General features: G+C 46.5%; 25 protein-coding genes. 13 read left to right on the top strand and 12 right to left on the bottom strand.

Annotated elements, in window-relative coordinates; genetic code table 11:
• Nucleotides 1-239: 239 nt before the first annotated feature.
• From lplA to GBH70_RS03740, 5 genes are all read left to right on the top strand, one after another.
• Nucleotides 240-1,226 carry a lipoate--protein ligase gene (gene lplA, locus GBH70_RS03760; protein WP_151679778.1) on the top strand — a complete coding sequence of 329 codons (987 nt, stop codon included), beginning with the start codon at nt 240-242 and terminating at the stop codon, nt 1,224-1,226.
• Nucleotides 1,227-1,346: 120 nt separating this feature from the next.
• Nucleotides 1,347-2,900, top strand: a complete 1,554-nt coding sequence (locus tag GBH70_RS03755) for a fatty acid--CoA ligase family protein (RefSeq protein WP_151679777.1) — start codon at nt 1,347-1,349, stop codon at nt 2,898-2,900.
• Nucleotides 2,901-3,059: 159 nt separating this feature from the next.
• The gene (locus tag GBH70_RS03750) at nt 3,060-3,788 is read left to right on the top strand and encodes an AzlC family ABC transporter permease (RefSeq protein ID WP_151679776.1); all 729 of its coding nucleotides are present in this window, start codon (nt 3,060-3,062) and stop codon (nt 3,786-3,788) included.
• Complete coding sequence (locus GBH70_RS03745; protein WP_151679775.1) at nt 3,785-4,087, top strand: AzlD domain-containing protein; 303 nt, start codon at nt 3,785-3,787, stop codon at nt 4,085-4,087. The genes GBH70_RS03750 and GBH70_RS03745 overlap by 4 nt, the downstream gene beginning before the upstream one ends.
• Nucleotides 4,088-4,169: 82 nt before the next feature.
• Nucleotides 4,170-5,423: a M48 family metallopeptidase gene (locus GBH70_RS03740; protein WP_151679774.1), complete on the top strand. Its 1,254-nt coding sequence runs from the start codon at nt 4,170-4,172 to the stop codon at nt 5,421-5,423.
• A 129-nt stretch (nt 5,424-5,552) separates the two neighbouring features.
• Here GBH70_RS03740 and GBH70_RS03735 read toward each other — a convergent pair whose 3' ends face one another.
• On the bottom strand, nt 5,553-5,786 hold the full coding sequence (locus tag GBH70_RS03735; protein WP_151679773.1) for an IDEAL domain-containing protein: 234 nt from the start codon (nt 5,784-5,786) through the stop codon (nt 5,553-5,555).
• Nucleotides 5,787-5,970: 184 nt separating this feature from the next.
• Between GBH70_RS03735 and GBH70_RS03730 the strand changes: the two genes are divergently transcribed.
• From GBH70_RS03730 to addA, 5 genes are all read left to right on the top strand, one after another.
• Nucleotides 5,971-6,510 (top strand): competence protein ComK, encoded by a 540-nt coding sequence (locus GBH70_RS03730; protein ID WP_151679772.1) that lies wholly within the window; start codon nt 5,971-5,973, stop codon nt 6,508-6,510.
• A gap of 456 nt (nt 6,511-6,966) precedes the next feature.
• On the top strand, nt 6,967-7,584 hold the full coding sequence (locus GBH70_RS03725; protein ID WP_151679771.1) for a TVP38/TMEM64 family protein: 618 nt from the start codon (nt 6,967-6,969) through the stop codon (nt 7,582-7,584).
• Between the two features lie 41 nt (nt 7,585-7,625).
• Nucleotides 7,626-8,414 (top strand): TIGR00266 family protein, encoded by a 789-nt coding sequence (locus tag GBH70_RS03720; protein ID WP_151679770.1) that lies wholly within the window; start codon nt 7,626-7,628, stop codon nt 8,412-8,414.
• 262 nt (nt 8,415-8,676) lie between these two features.
• Entirely contained in the window at nt 8,677-12,183 is a 3,507-nt protein-coding gene (gene addB / locus GBH70_RS03715; RefSeq protein ID WP_151679769.1) for a helicase-exonuclease AddAB subunit AddB, read from the top strand.
• Nucleotides 12,161-15,910: a helicase-exonuclease AddAB subunit AddA gene (gene addA, locus GBH70_RS03710; protein ID WP_151679768.1), complete on the top strand. Its 3,750-nt coding sequence runs from the start codon at nt 12,161-12,163 to the stop codon at nt 15,908-15,910. Before addB ends, addA begins: the two co-directional genes overlap by 23 nt.
• Before the next feature lie 52 nt (nt 15,911-15,962).
• Here the strand turns inward: addA and GBH70_RS03705 are convergent, their stop codons facing one another.
• Genes GBH70_RS03705 through GBH70_RS03680 form a run of 6 tightly spaced genes read right to left on the bottom strand, consistent with a single transcriptional unit; the run spans nt 15,963 to nt 17,905 of the window.
• Nucleotides 15,963-16,181, bottom strand: a complete 219-nt coding sequence (locus GBH70_RS03705; protein ID WP_151679767.1) for a spore germination protein — start codon at nt 16,179-16,181, stop codon at nt 15,963-15,965.
• 22 nt (nt 16,182-16,203) lie between these two features.
• Entirely contained in the window at nt 16,204-16,641 is a 438-nt protein-coding gene (locus GBH70_RS03700; protein ID WP_151679766.1) for a spore germination protein GerPE, read from the bottom strand.
• Between the two features lie 4 nt (nt 16,642-16,645).
• Nucleotides 16,646-16,825, bottom strand: a complete 180-nt coding sequence (locus GBH70_RS03695; protein WP_151679765.1) for a spore germination protein GerPD — start codon at nt 16,823-16,825, stop codon at nt 16,646-16,648.
• The gene (gene gerPC / locus GBH70_RS03690; protein ID WP_151679764.1) at nt 16,815-17,426 is read right to left on the bottom strand and encodes a spore germination protein GerPC; all 612 of its coding nucleotides are present in this window, start codon (nt 17,424-17,426) and stop codon (nt 16,815-16,817) included. Before gerPC ends, GBH70_RS03695 begins: the two co-directional genes overlap by 11 nt.
• A 14-nt stretch (nt 17,427-17,440) precedes the next feature.
• The gene (locus GBH70_RS03685) at nt 17,441-17,671 is read right to left on the bottom strand and encodes a spore germination protein GerPB (protein WP_151679763.1); all 231 of its coding nucleotides are present in this window, start codon (nt 17,669-17,671) and stop codon (nt 17,441-17,443) included.
• 12 nt (nt 17,672-17,683) lie between these two features.
• On the bottom strand, nt 17,684-17,905 hold the full coding sequence (locus GBH70_RS03680) for a spore germination protein (RefSeq protein ID WP_151679762.1): 222 nt from the start codon (nt 17,903-17,905) through the stop codon (nt 17,684-17,686).
• 136 nt (nt 17,906-18,041) lie between these two features.
• Here GBH70_RS03680 and GBH70_RS03675 point away from each other — a divergent pair, with 136 nt between their 5' ends.
• The 3 genes from GBH70_RS03675 to GBH70_RS03665 are packed head-to-tail and all read left to right on the top strand — an operon-like array spanning nt 18,042 to nt 20,523.
• On the top strand, nt 18,042-19,205 hold the full coding sequence (locus GBH70_RS03675) for a DUF418 domain-containing protein (RefSeq protein WP_151679761.1): 1,164 nt from the start codon (nt 18,042-18,044) through the stop codon (nt 19,203-19,205).
• Nucleotides 19,206-19,224: 19 nt separating this feature from the next.
• A complete protein-coding gene (locus GBH70_RS03670) occupies nt 19,225-20,103 on the top strand; it encodes a fumarylacetoacetate hydrolase family protein (RefSeq protein ID WP_151679760.1) in 879 nt (292 codons plus the stop codon).
• 48 nt (nt 20,104-20,151) lie between these two features.
• A complete protein-coding gene (locus GBH70_RS03665; protein WP_151679759.1) occupies nt 20,152-20,523 on the top strand; it encodes a YisL family protein in 372 nt (123 codons plus the stop codon).
• A 154-nt stretch (nt 20,524-20,677) separates the two neighbouring features.
• Here the strand turns inward: GBH70_RS03665 and GBH70_RS17965 are convergent, their stop codons facing one another.
• The 5 genes from GBH70_RS17965 to GBH70_RS03645 form a co-directional block, all read right to left on the bottom strand.
• Nucleotides 20,678-20,749 carry a hypothetical protein gene (locus tag GBH70_RS17965; RefSeq protein WP_253718627.1) on the bottom strand — a complete coding sequence of 24 codons (72 nt, stop codon included), beginning with the start codon at nt 20,747-20,749 and terminating at the stop codon, nt 20,678-20,680.
• A gap of 179 nt (nt 20,750-20,928) precedes the next feature.
• Nucleotides 20,929-21,114: a DUF2777 family protein gene (locus tag GBH70_RS17960; protein ID WP_253718626.1), complete on the bottom strand. Its 186-nt coding sequence runs from the start codon at nt 21,112-21,114 to the stop codon at nt 20,929-20,931.
• Between the two features lie 134 nt (nt 21,115-21,248).
• Nucleotides 21,249-22,121, bottom strand: a complete 873-nt coding sequence (locus GBH70_RS03655; RefSeq protein ID WP_151679758.1) for an SDR family oxidoreductase — start codon at nt 22,119-22,121, stop codon at nt 21,249-21,251.
• Nucleotides 22,122-22,263: 142 nt separating this feature from the next.
• Nucleotides 22,264-22,755, bottom strand: coding sequence for a YajQ family cyclic di-GMP-binding protein (locus GBH70_RS03650; protein WP_151679757.1), 492 nt, complete (start codon nt 22,753-22,755; stop codon nt 22,264-22,266).
• A 109-nt stretch (nt 22,756-22,864) separates the two neighbouring features.
• Complete coding sequence (locus GBH70_RS03645; RefSeq protein WP_151679756.1) at nt 22,865-22,996, bottom strand: DUF3941 domain-containing protein; 132 nt, start codon at nt 22,994-22,996, stop codon at nt 22,865-22,867.
• Nucleotides 22,997-23,022: the final 26 nt, after the last annotated feature.

Genomic DNA, 23,022 nt, shown 5'->3' with positions numbered 1-23,022 from the left:
TTAGGAAGATTTTTGAAAAAGTCCAGCACATTTTGCACCACAATCAACAGCTTCTTTTTGTTATATAACTAATGTTTATATTTTGTATTGTATTATAACAGTTTCGTAAAGTCAATAACAGAATGATCATTTTTTAGAGAATTAGGGCCCAATCCCTAAAATTGCCCGTGAAATGGCCATGTTTTATAATGGGTAGGAAGGGATTTCATTTGGAACCAAACATACGGGAGGGCGACGCCATGCTGTTTATCGATAACCAGGGCATTACCGATCCGCGCATCAATTTGGCGATTGAAGAATATGCCTTGAAAAATCTGGATATTAATGAAACTTATTTGCTTTTTTACATAAACAGGCCGTCGATCATCATCGGCCGTAACCAAAACACGATTGAAGAAATCAATACCGATTATGTGGAGAAAAACGGCGTCATCGTCGTGCGCCGGCTTTCCGGCGGCGGCGCTGTTTACCATGATCTCGGCAATATCAATTTCAGCTTCATTACTAAAGACGACGGTGAAAGCTTTAGCAATTTCCGCAAATTTACCGACCCGGTTGTGCAGGCGCTGCGTAAACTCGGCGTGAATGCGGAATTGAGCGGCCGCAATGATATTCAGGTTGGGGACAAAAAGATATCGGGGAATGCGCAGTTTTCCACAAACGGGCGCATGTTCAGCCACGGCACGCTTATGCTCAATTCCGAACTTGATAAAGTCGTCCAGGCTTTAAAAGTTAAACAAGAAAAAATCGAATCGAAAGGCATTAAATCGGTCCGACGCCGTGTTGCCAATATTTCCGACTTTTTGGAAGAGCCGATTTCAATGCCGGAATTCAGGCAATTATTGTTAGAAAGCATTTTTGGCGGCAAAGACATTTCAGAATATAAACTGACCGGAAAAGATTGGGAAAAAATCCACCAAATTTCGGAAGAACGCTACCAAAAATGGGAGTGGAACTACGGGAAATCGCCGAAATTCAATCTCCAGCGATCAAAACGCTTCCCGGCCGGCTCCATTGACGTGCGTCTTGACGTCAACAAAGGCATGATCGAAAACTGCAAAATTTACGGGGATTTTTTCGGCATTGGCGACGTGAGGGACATTGAAAACCGGCTTTCCGGCCGCCGCTATGAACGATCGAGCATCGAAGAAGCATTGAAAGGAATTGACATCAAACATTATTTCGGAAACATTGAAAAAGAAGATTTTATCAGCCTTGTGTATTAAAAAGATTAAAATTCCCAAGCTGCGTCCGGCAGCTTGGGAATTTGTGTTGAAATATTAAAATTGTTTTTATATAATGAAAAGGGTAATGAATGGCTGTTCACTCAGAAAGGGGAGGGAGAAATGAATTTACCGTCAAGTTTAAAAAACACGGCGTGTAAAAACATGGACAAGACAGCTTATTACTTTATGGATAAGCCGGTGACTTACGGGGAGCTGGATGCGGCGGTTTCGAAATTTGCAAACGGGCTGAAAAAACTCGGCCTGGAAAAAGGGGATCATATCGCATTACTGCTTGGCAACTCACCTCAATTTATCATTGCCTTGTACGGGGCAATGCGGGCGGGCATCTCAACGATACCGGTCAATCCGATCTACACGCCGAATGAAATCCAATACATATTGGAGAACGGTGATGTAAAAGCTGTTGTGGCGCTTGATATGTTCGTGCCGTTCGTGGATGCCGTCGATGCGCATTTACCGAAAGTGGAGCACTACATTATTTGCGAAACCGGCCCGGCACAGACAAGAACGGAATATACGCATCCAAAATTGAAATCGTTTTCGCGAATTTTGGAAGAAAGCTTCCCTGTAGCTGAAGAAGTGCCGCTGGATGATGACGATACGGCGGTTATTTTGTATACATCGGGGACAACCGGAAAGCCAAAAGGGGCCATGCTTACGCATAAAAATTTGTATTCGAACGCCAGCGATATCGGTGAATATTTAAGAATGAGCAGCCGTGACCGTGTGATTACGGCTTTGCCGATGTTTCATGTATTTTGCCTCTCCGTAGCCGTCAATGCGCCGCTCATCAGCGGGGCAACGCTTTTGATTTTGCCGAAATTCAGCCCGAAAGAAGTGTTCCGCGTTGCGAAAAAATACGAAGCAACGATATTTGCGGGTGTGCCGACGATGTACAACTACTTATACCAATACGAAGCCGGGACCCCGAAAGATTTTGCAACGCTCAGGCTGTGCATATCGGGCGGGGCATCGATGCCGGTGGCACTATTGAAAAATTTTGAGAAAAAATTCAATGTACTCATTTCTGAAGGATACGGCCTTTCGGAAGCTTCTCCGGTAACATGCTTCAATCCTCTTGACCGGCCGCGGAAACCCGGATCAATCGGCACGAATATCGTCCACGTTGAAAATAAAGTCGTGGATGAACTTGGGAATGAAGTGCCAGTCGGGGAAGTTGGGGAGCTCGTTGTACGCGGGCCGAACGTGATGAAAGGTTACTATAAAATGCCGGAAGAAACGGCAGCCACGATCCGGAACGGCTGGCTGTACACTGGAGATTTGGCGAGAATGGATGAAGACGGTTATTTTTATATCGTTGATCGCAAGAAAGATATGGTCATTGTCGGCGGGTTCAATGTATACCCGCGGGAAGTGGAAGAAGTGCTGTACGACCATCCGGATGTGGTCGAAGCCGCTGCAGTGGGTATTCCGGATCCGAATCAGGGCGAGGTCGTAAAAGTTTTTGTCGTGTCCAAAAACGAATCTCTGACAGAAGAGGAATTGCTTGGCTACTGCAGGGAGCGGCTTGCCAAATATAAAGTGCCGCAAGAAATTGAGTTTTTGGACGAACTCCCGAAAAATACAACCGGGAAAATTTTACGCAGGTCGCTGAAAGAACAGGTCCTAAAGAAACAATCGAGCAAATCGTGACAAAGGAAACCCGCCGGAAAGCTTTCACCGGCGAGTTTCCTTTTTTGAATTGAATCTGCAGCTTTCCACATCTTGTAAGAAAAACTTGCAAGGCGTATAATATGAAAATATGAGAATATTAATAATTTTGTTCTATACATGTTTGGTAGAGGAGGTACAATGTTGGAAGCATCCATTGCAGAAGGGAAAACAAGCAGCTTTAAGCTCGGCCTGCAGGCGGGGTCCAGCATTGCGATCGGATATTTCCCGATTGCGCTGACGTTCGGCCTGCTGTCAAAAACAACCGGGCTGCCCTTGCTGGAAACCTTGCTGATGAGCCTGATCGTGTACGCCGGGGCCAGCCAGTATATGGGCTTAAGCTTAATCGCTGCGGGAACAAGCCCGTTTGTCATTATCCTGACAACTTTTGTCGTCAATATCCGCCATTTTCTCATGACAGCCGCTTTAAGCCGGAAAGTGGAAGAACAAAGCAAATTCAAGCGCGGATTGTTTGCCTTTGGGATTACCGATGAAACATTTTCAGTGCTCGCGACAAGAAAAGGGAAATTTCCGCTTGGATACGGGTTTGGCGTCACTTCGATCGCATATGCCAGCTGGGTTATCAATTCCGGAATCGGTTACGTGATTGGCGCGAACCTGCCGCAGTTTTTGCAGGCGAGCATGACGGTGGCGTTGTATGCAATGTTTATCGGCCTTCTTGTCCCTTCCTTGAAAAGAAATGTGAAAGTATTGTTCCTTGCCGCCATTTCCGCCGGCTTTAATAGCATTTTTATCGGCTTTCATGTGATGGAAGAGGGATGGTCGATTATCACATCCACACTTTTATCCGCAGTCTTGATCGAAATTACGGAAACATACAATCGGAAAAAGCGGGTGGAAGAAAGATGAACACTATTATTCTCGTCATCATTGGAATGGGGCTTGTAACGTATTTGCCGCGGATGCTGCCGTTTGTCCTTTTGCAAAACAAAACGCTGCCGCCGTTTTTGGAAGGCGTTTTAAAAAATGTCCCGTATGCGATTTTGGGCGCGCTGATTTTTCCAAAGGTGTTTTTGATCCAAAAAGACCCGCTGTTTGGAACGATCGGAGCCGGCACCGCAATTATTCTTGCTTTGACCGGTGCCAATGTCATTATTGTGGTGCTTGGGGCGATTGCCGTATTGAGTTTTTATTCTTTTATGTTTTAGGGCACATTAAAAAATGGCTGTTCTAAATGCCTTTTTCCTGCGTTACATATATAGTGAAGGACAAGGAGGGAGTGCATATTTATTGAAAACGAAATGGGCATTGCGGGCAATAGCCGGATATGTGCTGTTCGGTCTTTTGATGTACTGGTATCTATTTCGTTTTGCAAATACCGCGATTCCGGAGCAGTACAGGGGAACGGCCGCAGATCCCGCAATTTTTATGAACAGCCGTGAACTGTATTTAATCGAAGCATATTCGAAAATCCGGAACCTGCTTTTTTTCCTGTCTGCCCCGTATGAATGGCTTTTTTATTTTTTGGTTCTCGCGCTCGGCATCTCGAAAATGTTTGAAAAGTGGGCCGCTGAAGTTTCACGCTTCCGCGTCATTCAAACAGCGGTTTATCTCTTTTGGTTTTCCATTGCATCTTTTTTGTTTACATTCCCGATGAGTTTCCTGTCCTACCGTTTTTCAAAGGTATATCACATTTCCACCCAGACGTTTACCGGGTGGATGAAAGATGAAGTCACCGATTTTTGGGTAAATTTCGTGATCATGTTTGCCGTTTTCGCTGTCCTCTATGCGCTCATGAAAAAGTACCGGTATAAATGGTGGATTCCTGCCTGGCTATTGTCGATTCCGTATACGGTTTTTATGATGTTTATCCAGCCGGTTGTAATCGATCCTTTGTATAATGATTTTTATCCTTTGAAAGACAAGGCGCTGGAAGCAAAAATCCTAGCGCTCGCGTCGAAAGCACATATTCCGGCGGATCATGTATATGAAGTCAATATGTCAGAAAAAACAAATGCCTTAAATGCCTATGTCACAGGGATCGGCGCCAATTCAAGGATCGTACTCTGGGATACGACCCTCAACCGTTTGAACGATAAAGAGATTTTATTTGTGATGGCACATGAGATGGGGCATTATGTGGAAAAACATATTTATTTCGGCACGGCGGGTTATATTTTGATGATGCTTATCGGGTTGTGGCTGAATGCGAAAATCATGAACGCCATTGCTAGCCGGAAAGGAAGCGGACGATGGATGACGGGAATTTCGAATATCAGTTCGCTTCCCCTGTTCTTGTTGATTTCCTCGGTTTTGCTGTTTGCGTCAAGTCCGCTTGTGAATTGGGGATCACGGTATGAGGAACTCCGTGCGGACCGCTATGCCGTCAAAATGACCCACGATCCTAAATCCGGCATCCAAACGTTCCAAATCTTAACGAAGGCGGGACTAAGTGAAGTCAATCCTCCGCTTCTTGTAAAAATATTCCGCTACGATCACCCGACGATGCTGGAGCGAATCCGCATGCTGGAAGGGGAAAAATAAAACCTGACTATGAAAAAAGCAGTGTGCGCCAGTTTGCAAGGCGCCCGCTGCTTTTTTGGATTTAACGGCTATTTGAGCAAAAGAAAAGGGCGGTGCAAACCGGTTTTGACCGCTTTGCCGCAGCCCGAATCATCCGAATTGTAAATTGATTTTTTTGAGTTCATTCGTTAGCTCCATGAACTGCTCTTTGTCCCGGAGATCAAGTACATGGTCGATTTGTTCCAGCAGTTTCTCTTTTTGTTTGTTCAACATGATCTCATTTAGCAGCATGTCAGTATAAATGTGTTCCACGAATTTTTCCATTTGGATCTGGGTCATCGCACTTTCTTTTGGCAGGTCAGAATAAGATTTTTTGTTCTCCATGTATGATCACCCTTTTCGCTTTTTTTTATTATATAGAGTTTTCAAACGAAAATCAATCAAAAAAATTTGCCTTTTCTGAAACAATGAATTGGAAAAAAATACGCATTTTTTGAAAAAAATACTAGAAATTGAGGAATTTTGTACTATAATAGAGTTATGAATAATGCTATTGGGGGGAAGATGTTTGCAACTGAAAGAGTATGAAATTTGTCCGTATACTATGGCGATTATTCCTTACAGTGATGGAAGTGAGGCTGGTTCAAAAGTTCTCGAAGTCAATCAGGAAATTTATGTGCAGGACAGTCCTTTAGAAATTGTTAAAATAAGTTGTGAAAATTTTGGAAGCAACTTTGAAGGAAGAAAAAATTCAACGAAACGCTTAATTAATGTCCGCCATAAACCGCCCATAATTATAGATCCCCATACATCCACAATACTTTTTCCAACTAAATCGCCAACTAAGCCGGATTGTATCTGGCTGGTTTCCAGGCATATCAAAGACCATTACCCTGAAGAGGGGGGGAAAACAAAAATCATTTTTTCCAACAACCAAACGTTTATTTTGCCGATTAGCCACGGCTCATTTTTGAACCAGTATCACAATGCGGCATCATTGCAGGTTGCTTATGAAGCTAAAATCAGGCGGGCAAGATTGCTTTTTTTAAAGCAACAAGGGTTTAAGGTGTTTGAGGATTTTGGGGATCACGGGCTGTATTGGTTTTAGGCGGCAGGCAGGGAAGGGCTCCCTGCCTTTTTGTTCGATAAAGTGAATACTTTGGACAGGAAATTGATCTGGTTACAAAAGGAAAATTGAAGTGGAAAATCGAAATTTACTTATGAATCGTTAAAGAAAGGAACGATCGCCGTTTGGAGAGGAAAAAGATTTATATGCGCTGTACTCCATCGTCCGCAGCTTGCAAGCAAACAGCTAAAAGGTGCTGTTTGTCAGACACATATTGGCGAAAGCAGTATGAATCCATTTCAAATATTTTTTACGTGCAATCGGGAACCCGGAACCGGCATTGGACATAGGAAGCAACTGGAATGGCTTTACCAGCTGGAGCCCCGAAATACCGTGAGTTCACCAGACCAAAAATAAAAGTGGGAGTCGATTGAAAATAATACATCGGTGATATGGTACACTAAAAGCGAATTGAAAATGGAGGAGTACAAGAAGAATATGAACCTGGAACTGCTCAAAGATTGGCTAACGATGGAAAACTTCATGCAGCTAATGACCCAATACCGTTCTTTCGGGCCTATTTTAGGGACGGGGCTGCTCGTTTTGGAGGCTTTTCTACCCTTTTTGCCCATGGTGCTGATTGTCATGGCAAATGCCAACGCATTTGGGCTTTGGCTAGGGTTTCTCTTATCATGGTTCGGGGCATGCACGGGGGCTTTTCTTGTATTCCTCTCCGTAAGAAAGTACGGGCAGAGCCGTTTTCTTGCTTTTTTAAAGACACACCGCCATGTGAAAAAACTGATGGATTGGCTTGACCGCCACGGGTTTGCGCCGCTTTTTGTGCTGCTCTGTTTTCCTTTCACCCCCTCGGCTGTCGTTAATATCGTGGCAGGCCTTTCCGCGATCCGCTGGTTCCAATATTTATTGGCTGTATTTGCCGGCAAAATGATCACCATTTTCATCATCAGCTTTATTGGGCATGATATTGCATCGCTTTTGAAACAGCCGCTTCGTACGGGAATTGTGCTGCTGGCCATCGCCGTGTTATGGTTTGTCGGGAAAAGAGTGGAAGCCCGGTTGAGCCGAAAAATAAAAATGGAACAAAATCAAAGTTGATTCGTATACAGGGGAAAGCGATTTTGAATGGAGGTATGGAAATGAACAACCATGATATTGATTTCAAACTGTATGGGGACGACATGCAGTTTGTCGAAGTGGAACTGGACCCGCAGGAAACGGTCATTGCCGAAGCGGGTAGCTTGATGATGATGGAAGACGGCATCCGGATGGAAACGATCTTTGGCGACGGATCGGGCAGCCAGAGCGGCTTAATGGGGAAATTGTTCTCGGCCGGAAAAAGACTAATTACCGGTGAAAGCTTATTTATGACCGCTTTTACGAATGAAGCCTACGATAAGAAGCATGTCGCTTTTGCGGCGCCTTACCCGGGCAAAATCGTGCCGATGGATTTAAGTGAACACGACGGGAAGATAATTTGCCAAAAAGATGCCTTTTTGGCTGCAGCAAAAGGGGTCTCGGTTGGTATCGAATTCCAGCGGAAAATCGGCACCGGGTTTTTTGGTGGCGAAGGCTTTATCATGCAGAAGCTTGAAGGGGACGGCCTTGCCTTTATCCATGCAGGCGGCACGATCCAAAAGCGTGAACTGGCACCCGGGGAAACATTAAGGGTTGATACAGGTTGCCTTGTAGCCATGACAAGAACCGTTGATTATGATATTGAATTTGTTAAAGGAATTAAAACTGCATTGTTCGGCGGCGAAGGGCTGTTCTTTGCCACATTGCGCGGCCCGGGGGCGGTTTGGGTGCAGTCCCTCCCTTTCAGCCGTCTCGCAAGCCGTGTGTTTGCGGCAATGCCGCAGTTCGGCGGTTCCAGGGATGAAGGCAGCATAGCAAAAGGGCTGTTTGATCTGTTTGACGGGGATTAAAAGGGTGCGTTTTTAATGCGGCACCGCAGCTTAAAAAGGGACTTTCCCGAAGGCGGCGGTACCTTATTTTTGTGCATTGTGGTTCGTATAGCGCGCCCCGAACCGGAGTAGCACAAAAAACTTGATTAAGCCGTAAATATGATTTAAAATAAAAGAACAAATGTTCTAATTTTGGTTGCGGTTTCCGTGTGTTTACGCCATTCGGCAAATGGAAGCGTGTTATGAAGAAATTGGAATGATCGGATAGAAGGAAGTGAAACGAGTGTCCCTTCGATTTATTATCGGCCGTCCCGGGACGGGGAAGACGGAATTCATCCACCGCGAAATCAGACAGAAACTGCTTGAAAATCCATCCGGCTCCCCCTTGATTTATCTTGTTCCGGAGCAGATGACATTTTTGTCGGAAACACGGCTTGCACATGCCCCGGATCTGGGCGGCATGATCCGTGCCCAGGTGTACAGCTTTACGCGCCTTGCATGGAAAATATTGCAAGAAGTTGGCGGCATCAGCCGCAGCCACGTTTCTAGTTCAGGTTTAAATATGCTCATTCGGAAAATATTAGAAGATAAAAAAGAAGAACTGTCCGTGTTTGGACGGGCGGCGGATAAGGCCGGATTTATTGACCATGTTGAGCAGATATTGACAGAATTTAAACGTTCCTGTGTTACACCGGAGCAGCTTTTAGAGCAGCGGGAAGAACTCGGGAAAGAAGGAAAAGGAGAAGTTCTGTCGGATAAGCTGCATGACTTAGAAATCGTGTACAGCGCCTATGAACAAAAATTGGAAGGCAAATACATTGATTCGGAAGATTACTTGCGCCTGCTTGCTTCTGCGATCGCGCATTCCCGCTATTTGCAGCAGGCGGAAATTTATATTGACGGTTTCCACACTTTTACCCCCCAGGAATATTTGGTCATCACGGAACTTTTGAAAACTTGCCGCCGCGTCACGGTTGCTCTGGCAACGGACAGGGCGTTCCGAAGGGCCCGCCCCGATGATTTGTACCTGTTCCGGATGCCGGGGGAAGCATATGCGTCCATTTATGAACTGGCGCTTTCAGGCCAGGTTGACATGGAAGAAGATGTTGTGCTCCATGAGCCGGTCCGGTTCGGGCATGAAAGCCTGCGCTTTTTACAGTCCAGCTTTGAAGAACTGCCGTTTCCATCTTTTTTGGATGAAAGCAGGGTGGAAATTTGGCAGGCAAATAACAGGCGGGCGGAAATTGAGGGGATTGCCCGTGCGATCCGGGATGCTGTCATGCAAAACTGGTGCCGCTACCGGGATATCGCCCTCCTTGTCCGCAACGGAGATGCCTACCAGGAGTTAATCGAAACGGTTTTTTATGATTATGAGGTGCCGTATTTTATTGACCGGAAACGGCCGATGCTCAATCATCCGCTAATTGAGCTGGTCCGCTCCACTTTGGAAATTATCCGGGGAAACTGGCGCTATGAACCCGTTTTCCGGGCGGTAAAAACAGACCTATTGTTTCCGCTTGGGGAAAACATCCATAGGCTGCGTGAAAAAATGGATCGGCTTGAAAACTATGTCCTTGCTTATGGGATCCAGGGGGAACGATGGACGGGCAGAAAAAGATGGGAGTACAGGCGCATCAGGGGCCTTGAGCTGGAAAATCTGCCGCAAACCGACGAAGAAAGAAAAATTGAACAGGAAATCAATGAGCTGCGGTTGTTGATCACAGCGCCGGTTTTGCGCCTATCGCGGCGGCTGAAGCGGGCTAAGACAGGGCGTGCGCTGTGCGAAGCGCTGTATCTTTATTTGGAAGAGTTGGAGATTCCAAGAAAACTGGAAAATTTACGGCTAATTAAGGAAGAAGAAGGGGATCTTGTCGCCGCCAGGGAACATGACCAGGCCTGGAATGAAGTGATGGGCCTTTTGGACCAGTTCGTGGAAATTTTTGGCGATGACCCTGCAGATCTAAAGAAATTTTCGTCCATTATCGAAACGGGGCTTGAGTCTTTGAAATTTTCGATCGTCCCGCCTGCCTTGGATCAAGTGTTGGTGGCCGATTTGGAACAGTCGCGCCTTTCGGATGTAAAACTGGCATTTATTATCGGGGTGAATGATGGCGTGATGCCGGCCAAAATAACCGAAGAGGGGATCCTAAATGATGAGGAACGCGAATATTTGCTGTTGAAAGGCATGGAGATCACACCGGGAAGCAAAGTGCGTCTTTTGGATGAAGAATTTATTTTTTACCGTGCGCTGACGACGCCTTCGGAAAGGCTTGTCCTATCTTATCCTCTTGCCGATGAAGAAGGGAAGGCGCTGCTTGCGTCCCCTTATATCAAACGGATGCAGGATATGTTCCCGTCACATGGTGGGGGATTATGGGTGAATGATCCGGCCGAACTGCAAGATGATCAGCAAATCGCATATATTTCCCATCCGGCGGCTGCCGTTGCTTTTGTCACTTCCCAGTTGCAGCTGAAGAAAAGGGGCTATCCAATGGCCAGTTTTTGGTGGGATGCTTATAACTTCTATATTGGAAACCCGGAATGGAAAAATGGGGCCGCCCATGCTTTTTCAAGTTTGTTTTATCAAAACAAGGCGCGCAAACTGTCCGAAAAAACGAGCCGAGAATTGTACGGAGACCATATTTTAGCCAGTGTGTCGAGAATGGAGCAGTTTTTCGTCTGTCCGTTTTCACATTTTGCGACATACGGGCTGAAACTCCGCGAGCGCGAAGTCTTCCGCCTTGATGCCCCGAATATCGGCGACCTTTTCCACGGGGCGCTGAAATGGATTTCCGATAAACTGCAGCAGGAAGGCATTCCGTGGTCCAAAATCAGCAAGAAGCAAAGCATGGAATTGGCAAAAGCGGCGGTGGACGATCTGGCGCCGAAACTACAGCACCAAATATTGCTGAGTACGAAACGCTACCAATATATTAAAAAGAAACTGGAGCAGGTTGTTGGAAGGGCGTCCTATATTTTAAGCGTGCATGCCCAAAGGAGCGGCTTCGAACCGGTTGCGATGGAACTTGCCTTCGGACCGAAAAAAGAGCTGCCGCCGCTGTCGTTTACGCTGAAAAACGGGGTGAAAATGGAGCTGCAGGGCCGGATCGACCGCGTCGATAAAGTGGAGAATGAAAACGGCGTTTACGTAAGGGTGATCGATTACAAATCAAGCGCACACAAGTTCGATTTAACGGATGTCTATTACGGGCTAGACTTGCAGGTGCTCACTTATTTGGATATCATCATGACTTACTCCCGTCAGCTGATTGGAAAAGAAAGCCTTCCGGCGGGCGTGCTGTATTTCCATCTTCACGATCCGCTCATTTCTGCGGATAAGATTTTAACCATAGAAGAAATCGAAGAAAAAATTTTAAAAGATTTCCGGATGCGGGGGTTGATGCTGGACAGTCCGGAAGTCATTTCACTCATGGATAAGACGCTTGAGTCGGGAAACAGCGCAATCGTAGCGGCAGGCCTGAAAAAAGACGGAAAATTAACCGCCCGTTCCGAAGTCGCCAGCAAAGAAGATTTCGAAACGATCCGCAAATATGTGCGCCATATTTATATGAAAGCCGGCAATGCGATCATGTCCGGCGCCACCGATATCGCGCCGTATAAAATCAAAAAACAGGCAGCATGCGCGGTTTGCCCGTTCCGGTCGGTATGCCAGTTCGACCAGTCGATGGAAGAAAATCGTTACCGGATCATCACCCCACAAAAACAGGAAGAAATTCTGGAAATAATGCGAAAGGAGAGTGAAAAAGATGAAAACAGCTATTCCTGCTAAACCGGCCGGTGCGTTATGGACGGACGACCAGTGGAAAGCCGTCATGGCAAAAGGGCAGGATATTCTAGTGGCGGCTGCGGCCGGATCCGGGAAAACGGCGGTGCTTGTTGAAAGGATTATCCAAAAACTATTGGACGAAGAAGATCCGCTTGATATTGATGAACTGTTGGTTGTTACCTTTACGAATGCCGCTGCCGCCGAAATGCGTCATCGGATCGGGGAAGCAATTGAAGCTGCTATCAGCAGCAGGCCGGACTCCCGCCATTTACGGAAGCAGTTGAGTCTGCTGAATAAAGCTTCCATTTCCACGCTCCACTCTTTCTGCCTCGAAGTGATCCGGAAATACTATTATTTGATTGACATTGATCCGGGTTTCCGGATTGCGGATGACACGGAAGCGGAACTTTTGCGCGATGAAGTGTTGGATGATTTGTTTGAAGCTGAATACGGGAAAGAGGATAATGATGCCTTTTACCGTGTGGTCGACACGTTTTCAAATGATCGGAGCGACGAACAGCTCCAACATTTGATCCGGAGACTGTACGATTTTTCCCGTTCCCACCCGGATCCTTCCGGATGGCTGGATAAAATGGTGGAAATGTACGCTGTGGGGGATCGGGCGGAGTTGGATGCCCTTCCGTTTATGGCGCCTGTGAAAGAAGATATCCGCCTTCAGCTGCAGGCGGCCAAAGAAATGCTGGAAGAAGCGTATGAGCTCTCCAAACAGCCGGGCGGTCCGGCACCCAGAGCGGAAAATTATCTGGATGATGTGGCGGTTGTGGACAGGCTGCTTTCCGCAAGCACCGGCCCATGGCAAAATCTTTATGAAAAAATGAATACATGGACGTTTACCCGCGCAAAAATGTGCAAAGGGGACGACTATGAGGAGGAGCTTGTACAGGCTGCCGATGATTTGCGGAAATCGGCAAAAAAGATCCTTGAAGGGTTGAAAAAAGACTTTTTCACAAGAAAGCCCGAATCGTTCCTGAATGATATGAAAGAGATGCAGCCGGTCATTGCTACGCTTGCAGAACTTGTGAAAAAATTTTCCACTGCTTATGCGAACGTAAAGGCGGAAAAGGGGCTGGCCGATTTTTCGGATTTGGAGCATTTTTGCCTTGAGATTTTAACAACCAAAAACGAAAACGGAGGATGGGTGCCTTCTGAAGCGGCAAAAGCATACCAGGCCCAATTTAAAGAAGTGCTGATTGACGAGTACCAGGACGTCAACATGGTGCAGGAAACGATTATAAGGCTGGTGACAAGGGGCTCGGGTTATGACGGCAATCTCTTTATGGTAGGCGATGTAAAACAAAGCATTTACCGATTCCGCCTTGCGGAACCGAACTTGTTTTTGTCAAAATACCAGGCTTTTGACTCTAAAGGAGAGCACACGGGGCTTCGCATTGATTTGTCAAAAAATTTCCGCAGTCGGAAAGAAATTTTGGACGGTACGAATTTTATTTTTAAACAAATTATGGGCGTGCATGTCGGTGAGATGGAATACGATGAACAGGCTGCACTTGTAAAAGGCGCATCTTATCCTGAAGGGGATTTTCCGATTGAAGTCGCAATTATTGACCAGGCGGATGAAGAAGCAGGGGAAGATGATGCAGCCGATATGGATGAAGATGTGATGGATAAGGCCGAATTGGAGCAGTCCCAGCTGGAATCGCGTTACCTTGCCCGGACAATTCAAAAACTGATCCAGGAAAAACAGCCGGTTTATAATCCGAAGACCGGAACTTTCCGGCCGATCCAGTACAAAGATATCGTGATCCTGATGCGTTCGATGACGTGGGCTCCGGAAATGGTGGAAGAATTTAAGCAGGCGGGCATTCCGCTGTACGCCGAACTTTCGACAGGCTATTTCGATGCTACTGAAGTTGCGGTGATGCTTTCCCTTTTAAAAGTGATAGACAACCCGTACCAGGACATTCCGCTGGCAGTTGTACTCCGTTCTCCGATTGTCGGGCTTAATGAAGAGGAACTTGCACGCATTCGCATCCACGCAAAGCGCGGGCCGTATTATGAAGCGGTGAAAAAATTTATTTCAGATCGACCGGAACCGGAAGAAGAAGAAGTACACGAGAAAGTTTCAAAATTTGCGGAGAAACTGTCAGAATGGCGCTCCGTTGCAAGGCAGGGGGATTTGTCCTCATTAATTTGGCAGCTGTACCGTGGAACGAAATTTTATGATTTTGTCGGCGGACTACCGGGCGGAAAACAGCGGCAGGCAAATTTGCGCGCTTTATATGACCGGGCGCGCCAGTATGAAGAAACGTCCTTCAGGGGATTGTTCCGGTTTTTGCGGTTTATCGAAAGGATGCAGGAGCGAGGGGACGACTTGGGCACAGCACGGGCGTTAAGCGAGCAAGAAGATGTTGTCCGGTTGATGACAATCCATGCAAGCAAAGGGCTTGAGTTTCCAGTTGTTTTTGTGGCCGGCCTGAACAGGAAATTTAATATGCGGGATATTAACCAGGCTTTTCTGTTTGATAAAGATTTCGGGTTCGCCTGCAAGTACATCAGCCCGCAAAAGCGCATCATCTATCCTTCTTTGCCGCACCTCGCCTTTAAAAGGAAGAAAAAACTGGAGATGCTTGCGGAAGAAATGCGTGTGCTCTATGTCGCTTTAACTAGGGCAAAGGAAAAACTGTATTTGGTCGGAACCGTAAAAAATTTGAAAAGCAGGCTGGAAAAATGGAAAAAGGTTCAGAAACAGCAGAGTTGGCTGATCAAAGACCATTTGCGGGCTTCGGCAAATTCGTATTTAGACTGGATCGGGCCGGCACTTGCAAGGCATGAAGATGCAGAAGAATTATTTACAGAAGATATGTTAACCGGAAAATTAACGCTCAAGGATCCTTCCCGCTGGAACATCACGCTTATCCCGAAAGAACAGTTCGGGGACCCGGATGGGGAGGAAACAGAACCGGAAGAGGACTGGCAGCATCTGGTCAAAGCCGGCCTTCCCGTTGCGGCGCATTCCGAATGGAAAGAATCCGTTTTCGAGCACTTAAGCTGGCGTTACAAGAATGAGACCGCAACGCTCCGGCGCGCCAAACAATCAGTTTCGGAATTGAAGCGGATGAACGAAGAGCGTGACGAAACGAACGGCACCCAATTGATCCCCCGCACGCAGAAACATGTGTTTGACCGGCCGCGTTTTATGCAGGAAAAATCAATCACCCCGGCCGAGCGGGGAACCGCTATGCATATGGTGATGCAGCATATTCCATTGGATGCACCCCCGACTTATGCATCTGTGGAAGAACTGATTGATGACATGATCAAACGGGAGCTGCTGACGGAAGAACAGGCGGATGCGATTGCGGTTGAACAGCTTGTCCACTTTTTTGAAACAGAGATTGGCGAGACCATCCTGCAGGCGGAAAAAGTCATGCGGGAGATGCCGTTCAGTTTGTCCCTTCCTGCATCTGAAATCTACCGGGATAAGGCGCTGGCGGAAGAGCGTGTGCTAGTCCAGGGCATTTTTGATTGCGTGGTGGAGGAAAAGGACGGATTAATATTGCTTGATTTCAAGTCGGACCGTATCCAGGAGAGGTTTAAAGGCGGATTTGAAGAAGCCGAGCCCGTCCTGCGCAAACGGTATGAAATCCAGCTTACACTATACGGCAGGGCGCTGGAAACGATTCTAAAACGAAAGGTTAAAGCAAAATACCTGTATTTCTTTAACGGCGGGCATGTTATCAAAGTTCATTAAGACGGGCGGGCACGCCTTCACCTTAATATTTTCAAGGTGAAGGGCCCACCGCCTAATTGTTTCCGGCTGAAGGCTGGTCGACAACACTGCCGCTGAAGGTGTTGTTTGCGCTGAGCGCGTTGTTTGTAATGATAAAAGCGGAAGTCGAGAGAGAACCGGAGCCGCTTGTTGTTTTTGAACTTGTTTTTGGGGAAATAACGGCAGTGTCGCCAAAATGGACAATGCCGCTTCCAACGTTAAAAATCTGCAACGGGCCTACGATAGCCGGCATTTTGATCACCTGCTTTATGGTTTTATTCTGATGTGCCCCTGCTTTCCTGTTTGACGGCAACTGTCCGCGGGCCACCTGTTCCGTTTTGCTTGAGGAGAAACGGATCAAGCTGGCGGACATGATGGATTCTTGATTCAAGGGCAATATCTTTTATATTTCCGATTTGCATAACGGTCGAAGTTGACATTCCGATAATGTCGATGCTTCCCACTTTTATGGCTGGATCTTCATGGTAGCGCTGTATTTCAATTTGTTCCGATAGCGGCGGAATTGGAATGATCTGTCTGAAAACCGCAAATGTTTCAAACGGTGCTTCGAATCCGTAATACAATTCCTGCTGTCTTTGAAACGCGAGTACCGCGGATGACATCTGAATTTTGCTTGAGTCGCCGATTATAACGTTCGATCCGAAAATGACCGTTTTGATCCGAAGCTGATCGACGATAGAGTGTCTGATCATTGGCTTATCCCCTCGGCACAAACGGAACAAGCGGGCTGATAATGAGGGATTCGGCAGGCGTATCGAATGTCGCGGCCTGCTGTATCGTATCTGCATCCCCAACCAGAAAAACAGAGGCGCTCGAAATGCCGATAATTTGGACATATTCCACGTGGATTTCACGGTTGACGACGTTAAGTTCCATTTGCAGCACCCCCGTTCATTTGCGGCGGAAGTTTTGAAATAAAAACATGGACAGCATGTTCCATATCCGCCTTGATTTGCTGTAATACTTTATCAAAAAGTTCTCTATCATCGGCACCCGGGGCATTCAGCTGGTTGATGTAATAATCAATCCGCTGCGGAATTTGGTTTTTTAGATCATTTTTTATAAAATTATGATATTCTTGATTTAGCTGGACTTTTAATTGGCGTTCACTGTCCGTAATAGCCTTTGGCAGTTCTGCCTCCACATATTCCAGTAGCCTTTCGGAAAGCGCCTGCTTTAAGGCGCTGCGCTTGTCATCCTGAAAATCGATCCCGCCTTTTGCTGCGGGGATGGCCATATCATCGATTTGGCTGAGATCTGCCGGATTGACGCCGATGTTTAGCGTGCCGTCCAGATTTTCAATTTTCAACTGGTCAAATGCATATTCAATTCTGTCCACATGGATGGGCGGTCTCTCTTTCAGCATCTTGATTTCCTGTATCAGGCCGGCCAGTGCTTTTTCCATTTGCGCCAGTTTCGCTTCCTGGTATTGAAAATATTGGTACAGTTGCCGGAGTTCGGAGTATAGGTCAGACATGACAAAACCTCCTTCTATCTTGAACTTGCTGCGGCAGCGCCGGAATGCATCGGAACGGTGACATTTGGATAGGCTTGTTCCGCTGCGGTTGCTGACGGGGCCGGTGCTGAAAAATTGCCGGTATTGTACAGGTACGATGCCGGCTTGATGATACCGGAAGTACCGATTTGAAGGACCGAGGAATTCGTAATGCCGCCGATTTTGATCATGCGGATGTTGATGCTTTGCTGTACGTAAATATTCATGTCATTCACCCGTTATAAATTGAGATAGTTTCCTTGATCAATTGTGTCAAAGTCATAGGTATTCGTGTTCGATTGGACGTTTGTAATGTTAAGGTTTTCACCTGTATTAAAAGATCCTGCGCCTGCAAATGTTTTTGAAGTCGCTATCGGCTGAATAAGAAATACATCCCCGACATTAAAGACGCCACTGGATCCAATATTGATAATCTGGACGGCGCCGACAAAACCTGGCATGGCCCGCACATCCTTCCGTAAGGTGGTAACGGCCCTGCTGGAAATGAGGCCTTTTCATGCTTTATTGTATGAGGGAACCGGCAAAAGGTGAAACATCCGCTAAAGTTCACGGAAACGAAGGAAAAGGAGAGATGCAATGGCTGATTGGATGCCACTACCCGCAAAAGAACGAAAATTCGCATTAGACGTGCTGCGGGGGATTTCGCTGTTGGGAATTTTTGTGGTAAATATGCTCTCGTTTGAATTTCCTTATCTTTATATTAATCCGTACGACTGGTTCAAGGCTGGGGATCAGACTGTGGCAGCATGGATTCAAGTGTTTTTCCAATCCAGCTTTTATCCGGTTTTTTCCTTACTTTTCGGTTACGGGCTCATGTTCCAGAAACAGCGGGCGGAAAAGGCTGGGGCAAATTTTTTTCGTTTTGCTTTCCGGCGTTTAACCGTACTGCTCGTTTTCAGCCTTGTCCATGCGTTTTTGATTTGGTCGGGGGATATTTTAGCTGCTTATGCGGTATTTGGCATGATTCTCCTGCCCTTTTTGAAGCTGGACGGAAAAGTCTTAATCTATGCGGGTGCTGTACTATTTTTCGTCCCGCATCTACTGTCCAGCCTTTATTTAATGGTGATGGCGCTGGAATTTCCAAACACCTCCGTCCTGTATGCTGATTTGAAAAACGTCACGGATTCGCTCCAGGTGTATGGGAGTGGAAGTTATATGGATATCACGAAAAGGAGATTTTTGGACTGGTACCATGTGTACGGCCCGCCCGGCGGATGGAATGCATTTTTTTCCATTTTTCCGCTCATGATGGCCGGAGCGGGGATTTGCGGGGAAAATTGGCTGCAGGATGGGCGTATCACAATGAAAAAATGGCTGCTGTTTTTTTTCGTCTGTTTTGCTTCCGGCCTGTTCTGCAAACTACTGCCGATACTGGCAGCGGCAAATGTCCCGTTTATGTATATCCAGCAAACAATTGGTGGAACTATTTTAAGCGGTGCTTATATCGCGCTCGTGATGCTGGCGGTACAGCTGCCCCATGCCAAACTTTTTCTGAATCCGGTTGCAAAGGCAGGAAGGATGCCTCTTTCCATTTATATCGGCCAGTCAGTGATTGGCACCATGATCTTTTATGCATACGGTTTGGGGCTGTATGGCAAGCTTTCTGTTACAGTCGGAATGGGGCTTACAGTTTTGATCTATCTCATACAGATGATGTTGGCCGATATGTGGCTGCTCCGTTTCCGGTACGGGCCGCTGGAATGGATTTGGAGAATTTTAAGTTATGGAAAGAAACCGTAAAATTGTGAGGTGTTTTGAAATGAAATTTATCAGTTTTGTTTGGGAAGGTAAGGAACAATACGGCGCTGTTTATGATGAAGAAAAGATTTTAAACTTATCCGTTTTGGGTGCAGGTTTTCCGGATTCATTGCTTAACGGCATCCGGATGGGGGAGGCGTTTACGACACTTGTTGAACAAACGCTGGAAAAACCGGAAGCAGATTTGGGCAATGCGTTCGTTCCGCTCAATGGGATCCGCTACCTTGCGCCAATCCCGCACCCTGTAAGAAACATCATGTGCGTCGGAAAAAATTACCGTGAACATGCGATTGAAATGGGTAGCGCAGCTGATATTCCGGAACATGTGATTGTTTTTACGAAAGCAACGACAACCGTAAACGCCCATGAGGCTCCGGTCGATTCTTACAGCGGCATTACACAGGAACTGGATTATGAAGGGGAACTGGCGGTTGTGATTGGCAAAAAAGGGAGGCGTATTGCGAAAGAAGATGCGCTTTCCCATGTATTCGGGTATACCGTGCTGAATGACATTACTGCAAGGGACTTTCAGCGCATGCACAAGCAGTATTTTATCGGGAAAAGCCTGGACGGTTCATGCCCAATCGGCCCGTGGATCGTCCATCGTTCAGAGATTGAAAATCCGAATGCCCTTCGGATTGAAACAAAAGTAAACGGCAAAGTCCGCCAGCAGTCCAATACGTCCCGTTTCATTTTCCCGGTTGAAGAAATTATATCCGAATTATCAAAGGGGATGACGCTGGAACCGGGGGACATCGTCGCAACTGGCACTCCAGCCGGCGTAGGGAACGGCTTCAAGCCGCCGCGCTTTTTAAAACCGGGTGATAAAATTGAAATTACGGTTGAAAAGGTAGGAACTTTGCGAAACGTCATCAAATAAAGTAAGATAAAGGCATGGAACAATAGAAAAAAAGGAGCAGATCCGTCCATGTTAACCCGAACAGACACCCATGTTACGACGTGGGTAATTGCGATCATACTTTTTATCGTAGCATTGTTTCTCCATAAGGCAGGAAAAGAAAAAGGTTTTAAAATTGTCCAAATGATTTTGAGGCTGTTGTACATACTGGTCATCGTTACAGGAGCGCTTTTATTTTTCCACAACCAAAGCCTCGACCCCGCGTTGTATGGCGTAAAACTGCTTGGTGGTATTCTTGTGATCGGTATGATGGAAATGATTTTGCTGCGCCTTGCCAAAGGGAAAAACACAGGGGTATTTTGGGTGTTATTCATTGTCTTTTTCATCGGCGTGTTATATTTGGGGCTGAGGCTGCCAATAGGCTGGCACCCTTTTATGTAAAAAATGCGGAAGGCAAGGAACAAGCTTGCCTTCTTTTTTAATGAACCCTTTTTAGGAACATGCGCCCGCCTATGTTCAATGTGCATTCAAACCATTCGGCCATATTTTCCCCAAACCTGAATGGTGATGGACCGATAAAATGCATTCCCCGTTGTTAAACAGCATCAAATTCACGCCCTGTTTTTTCGGAGCCTGCGAGAAATGACAACGTATTGTGGCAATAGATGCAGTCATAGATGGAAAATCCCGACTCATTTAAAAACTAAATGAAGCGGCAGAACATGTCATCATCCCATTCTTCCAGCCGTACTTCCAATGAAAAGTTAAGCGGCTTGCGAATCTGTATATATGTTCTGTCTGTGAGGAAAAGATTTTCACCCTCCAAGAGGATCCTGCCGTGGTCTGCTAAAATCCCTTTTTCCACTGGCCGCCGTGGAATTCGATTTCCTGGTCAAGATAATCGTCCAACATTGACGCTTCATCGCACTCATCGTCAAAAAATACCCATTCATCATTCAGCTTCTCCGCTGTGCCGGTTAAAAAAGCGCGGGATTGGGATTCAATAATTTTCAACCTTTGCAGTTTGCCCATCGCTGTCTTCCTTCCCGCTTGTTTGGATTTCTTTATATGTTTTAGACAAGGGGAAGGAATTTCATACATCTTCGGCCGGCGGAACCCAAAAATAAAAGCCGGAAAACAGGAGTGCCCTTTTTCCGGCTTGTTGATTATCCGTTTACGATTGTGCCGCCGTTTACGTGGATCATTTGCCCGGTGACATAGCTTGAATCGTCGGAAGCTAAATACACGTAGGCCGGGGCTAGTTCGGACGGCTGGCCAGGTCGTTTCATCGGGGTATCGGAACCGAATTTCGCCACCTGTCCAGCCGTAAAGGTGGACGGGATAAGTGGCGTCCAAATCGGCCCCGGCGCAACGCCATTTACGCGGATCCCCTTTGAGACGAGCGAAACCGACAGCGAGCGCGTAAAAGCAACGATTGCCCCTTTGGTGGACGAGTAATCAATCAATTGTGGATTTCCTTTATAGGCTGTAATGGATGCCGTATTAATAATCGAGCTGCCTTTTTTTAAGTGGGGAAGCGCCGCTTTCACCATAAAAAATTGGGAGAAAATATTTGTACGGAACGTTTTTTCCAACTGTTCTTCCGTAATGCCAAGGATGCTTTCCTGCGGGTGCTGTTCGGCGGCATTGTTCACCAAAATGTCCAGTTTGCCGAACGTGCTGACGGTTTTTTCGACAGCATCCCGGCAGTGCTGTTCATTCCCGATATCGCCCGGAATGACTAAGCATTTGCGGCCTTCCTTTTCCACCAGTTCTTTTGTTTGTTTGGCATCTTCATTTTCATCCAAATAGCAGATGGCAACATGTGCGCCTTCCTTTGCGAAATATATGGCAATCGATTTTCCGATACCGCTGTCCCCGCCAGTGATGAGCGCAATTTTACCGTCCAGTTTGCCGCTGCCCCGGTAGCTGCCTTTTACATTTTCCGGTTGCGGGTACATTTTGCTTTCAACGCCTGGCTGCCTGTTTTGGTGCTGGGCCGGCATGGTTCGCTTGGAGGTACTTTGTTCGTTTGCCAATATGGATCACTCCTCGTTTTGTAATGGGAAAAAGTCAGGATTCATCATTAGTTTTTTACCCAATCAATAATTCTATTTATCGGCCCGGCCGCATGAAAAAAAGAAGCGGGGCATACCCCGCTTCCCGCAAAAAACATGGATTTTACCGGTAGTTGACAAATTGCACATCAATCGGAAGATCTGCTTCGCGGATTGCCGCAATGACTTTTTGCAGATCGTCGCGGCTTTTCCCGGTCACGCGGATCTGGTCGTCCTGCACCTGGCTTTTCACCTTTAATCCGCTGTTTTTAATAATCGTGTTGATTTTTTTCGCATTTTCTTTATCAATGCCCTGCAGCAGTTTGGCGCGCTGGCGGACAGTGCCTCCAGATGCATTTTCCAGTTTGCCGTATTCGAGATTTTTGATCGGTACGCCGCGCTTAATCAATTTGCCAAGGAGCACGTCTTTCAATTGGTTCATTTTAAACTCATCATCCGATATGAGGACAAGTTCATCCTTCTCCAGCTTAATATCGCTTTTGTTCCCTTTGAAATCGTACCGGTTTTGGATTTCCTTCATTGCAATTTGGACGGCGTTTTGCACTTCCGATAAATCGACTTTTGAAACAATATCGAATGAACTTTCTTTCGCCATGTCAACACTCCTTAAAAAGCTGCGTTAACTCTTATTATAATGGAAGCCTTAGACATTCCACAACCTATTGTATTTCTGATACATAAAAAACAAGGGGATCCCCCTTGCCTTATAAATGGTCGGTTTTTTTTGAATACTGGTGTTTTCCGGCTTTACGTTCCTTTTCCGCCTGCAAGTTTTTTTCGTGGCGAAGCGCATTGTTGTCGCGCGCTTTTTTGTCGTTATCGGAAGTACGTGACATAAAGGCAACTCCTTTCGAAACAAAAA

It is taken from the genome of Weizmannia acidilactici (assembly GCF_008974225.1).
In the GTDB taxonomy this organism is placed as follows: Bacteria; Bacillota; Bacilli; order Bacillales; family Bacillaceae_C; genus Weizmannia; species Weizmannia acidilactici.
The sequence above is the reverse complement of the archived record's forward strand: the minus strand, read 5'-3'. Positions and strand labels throughout refer to the sequence as shown.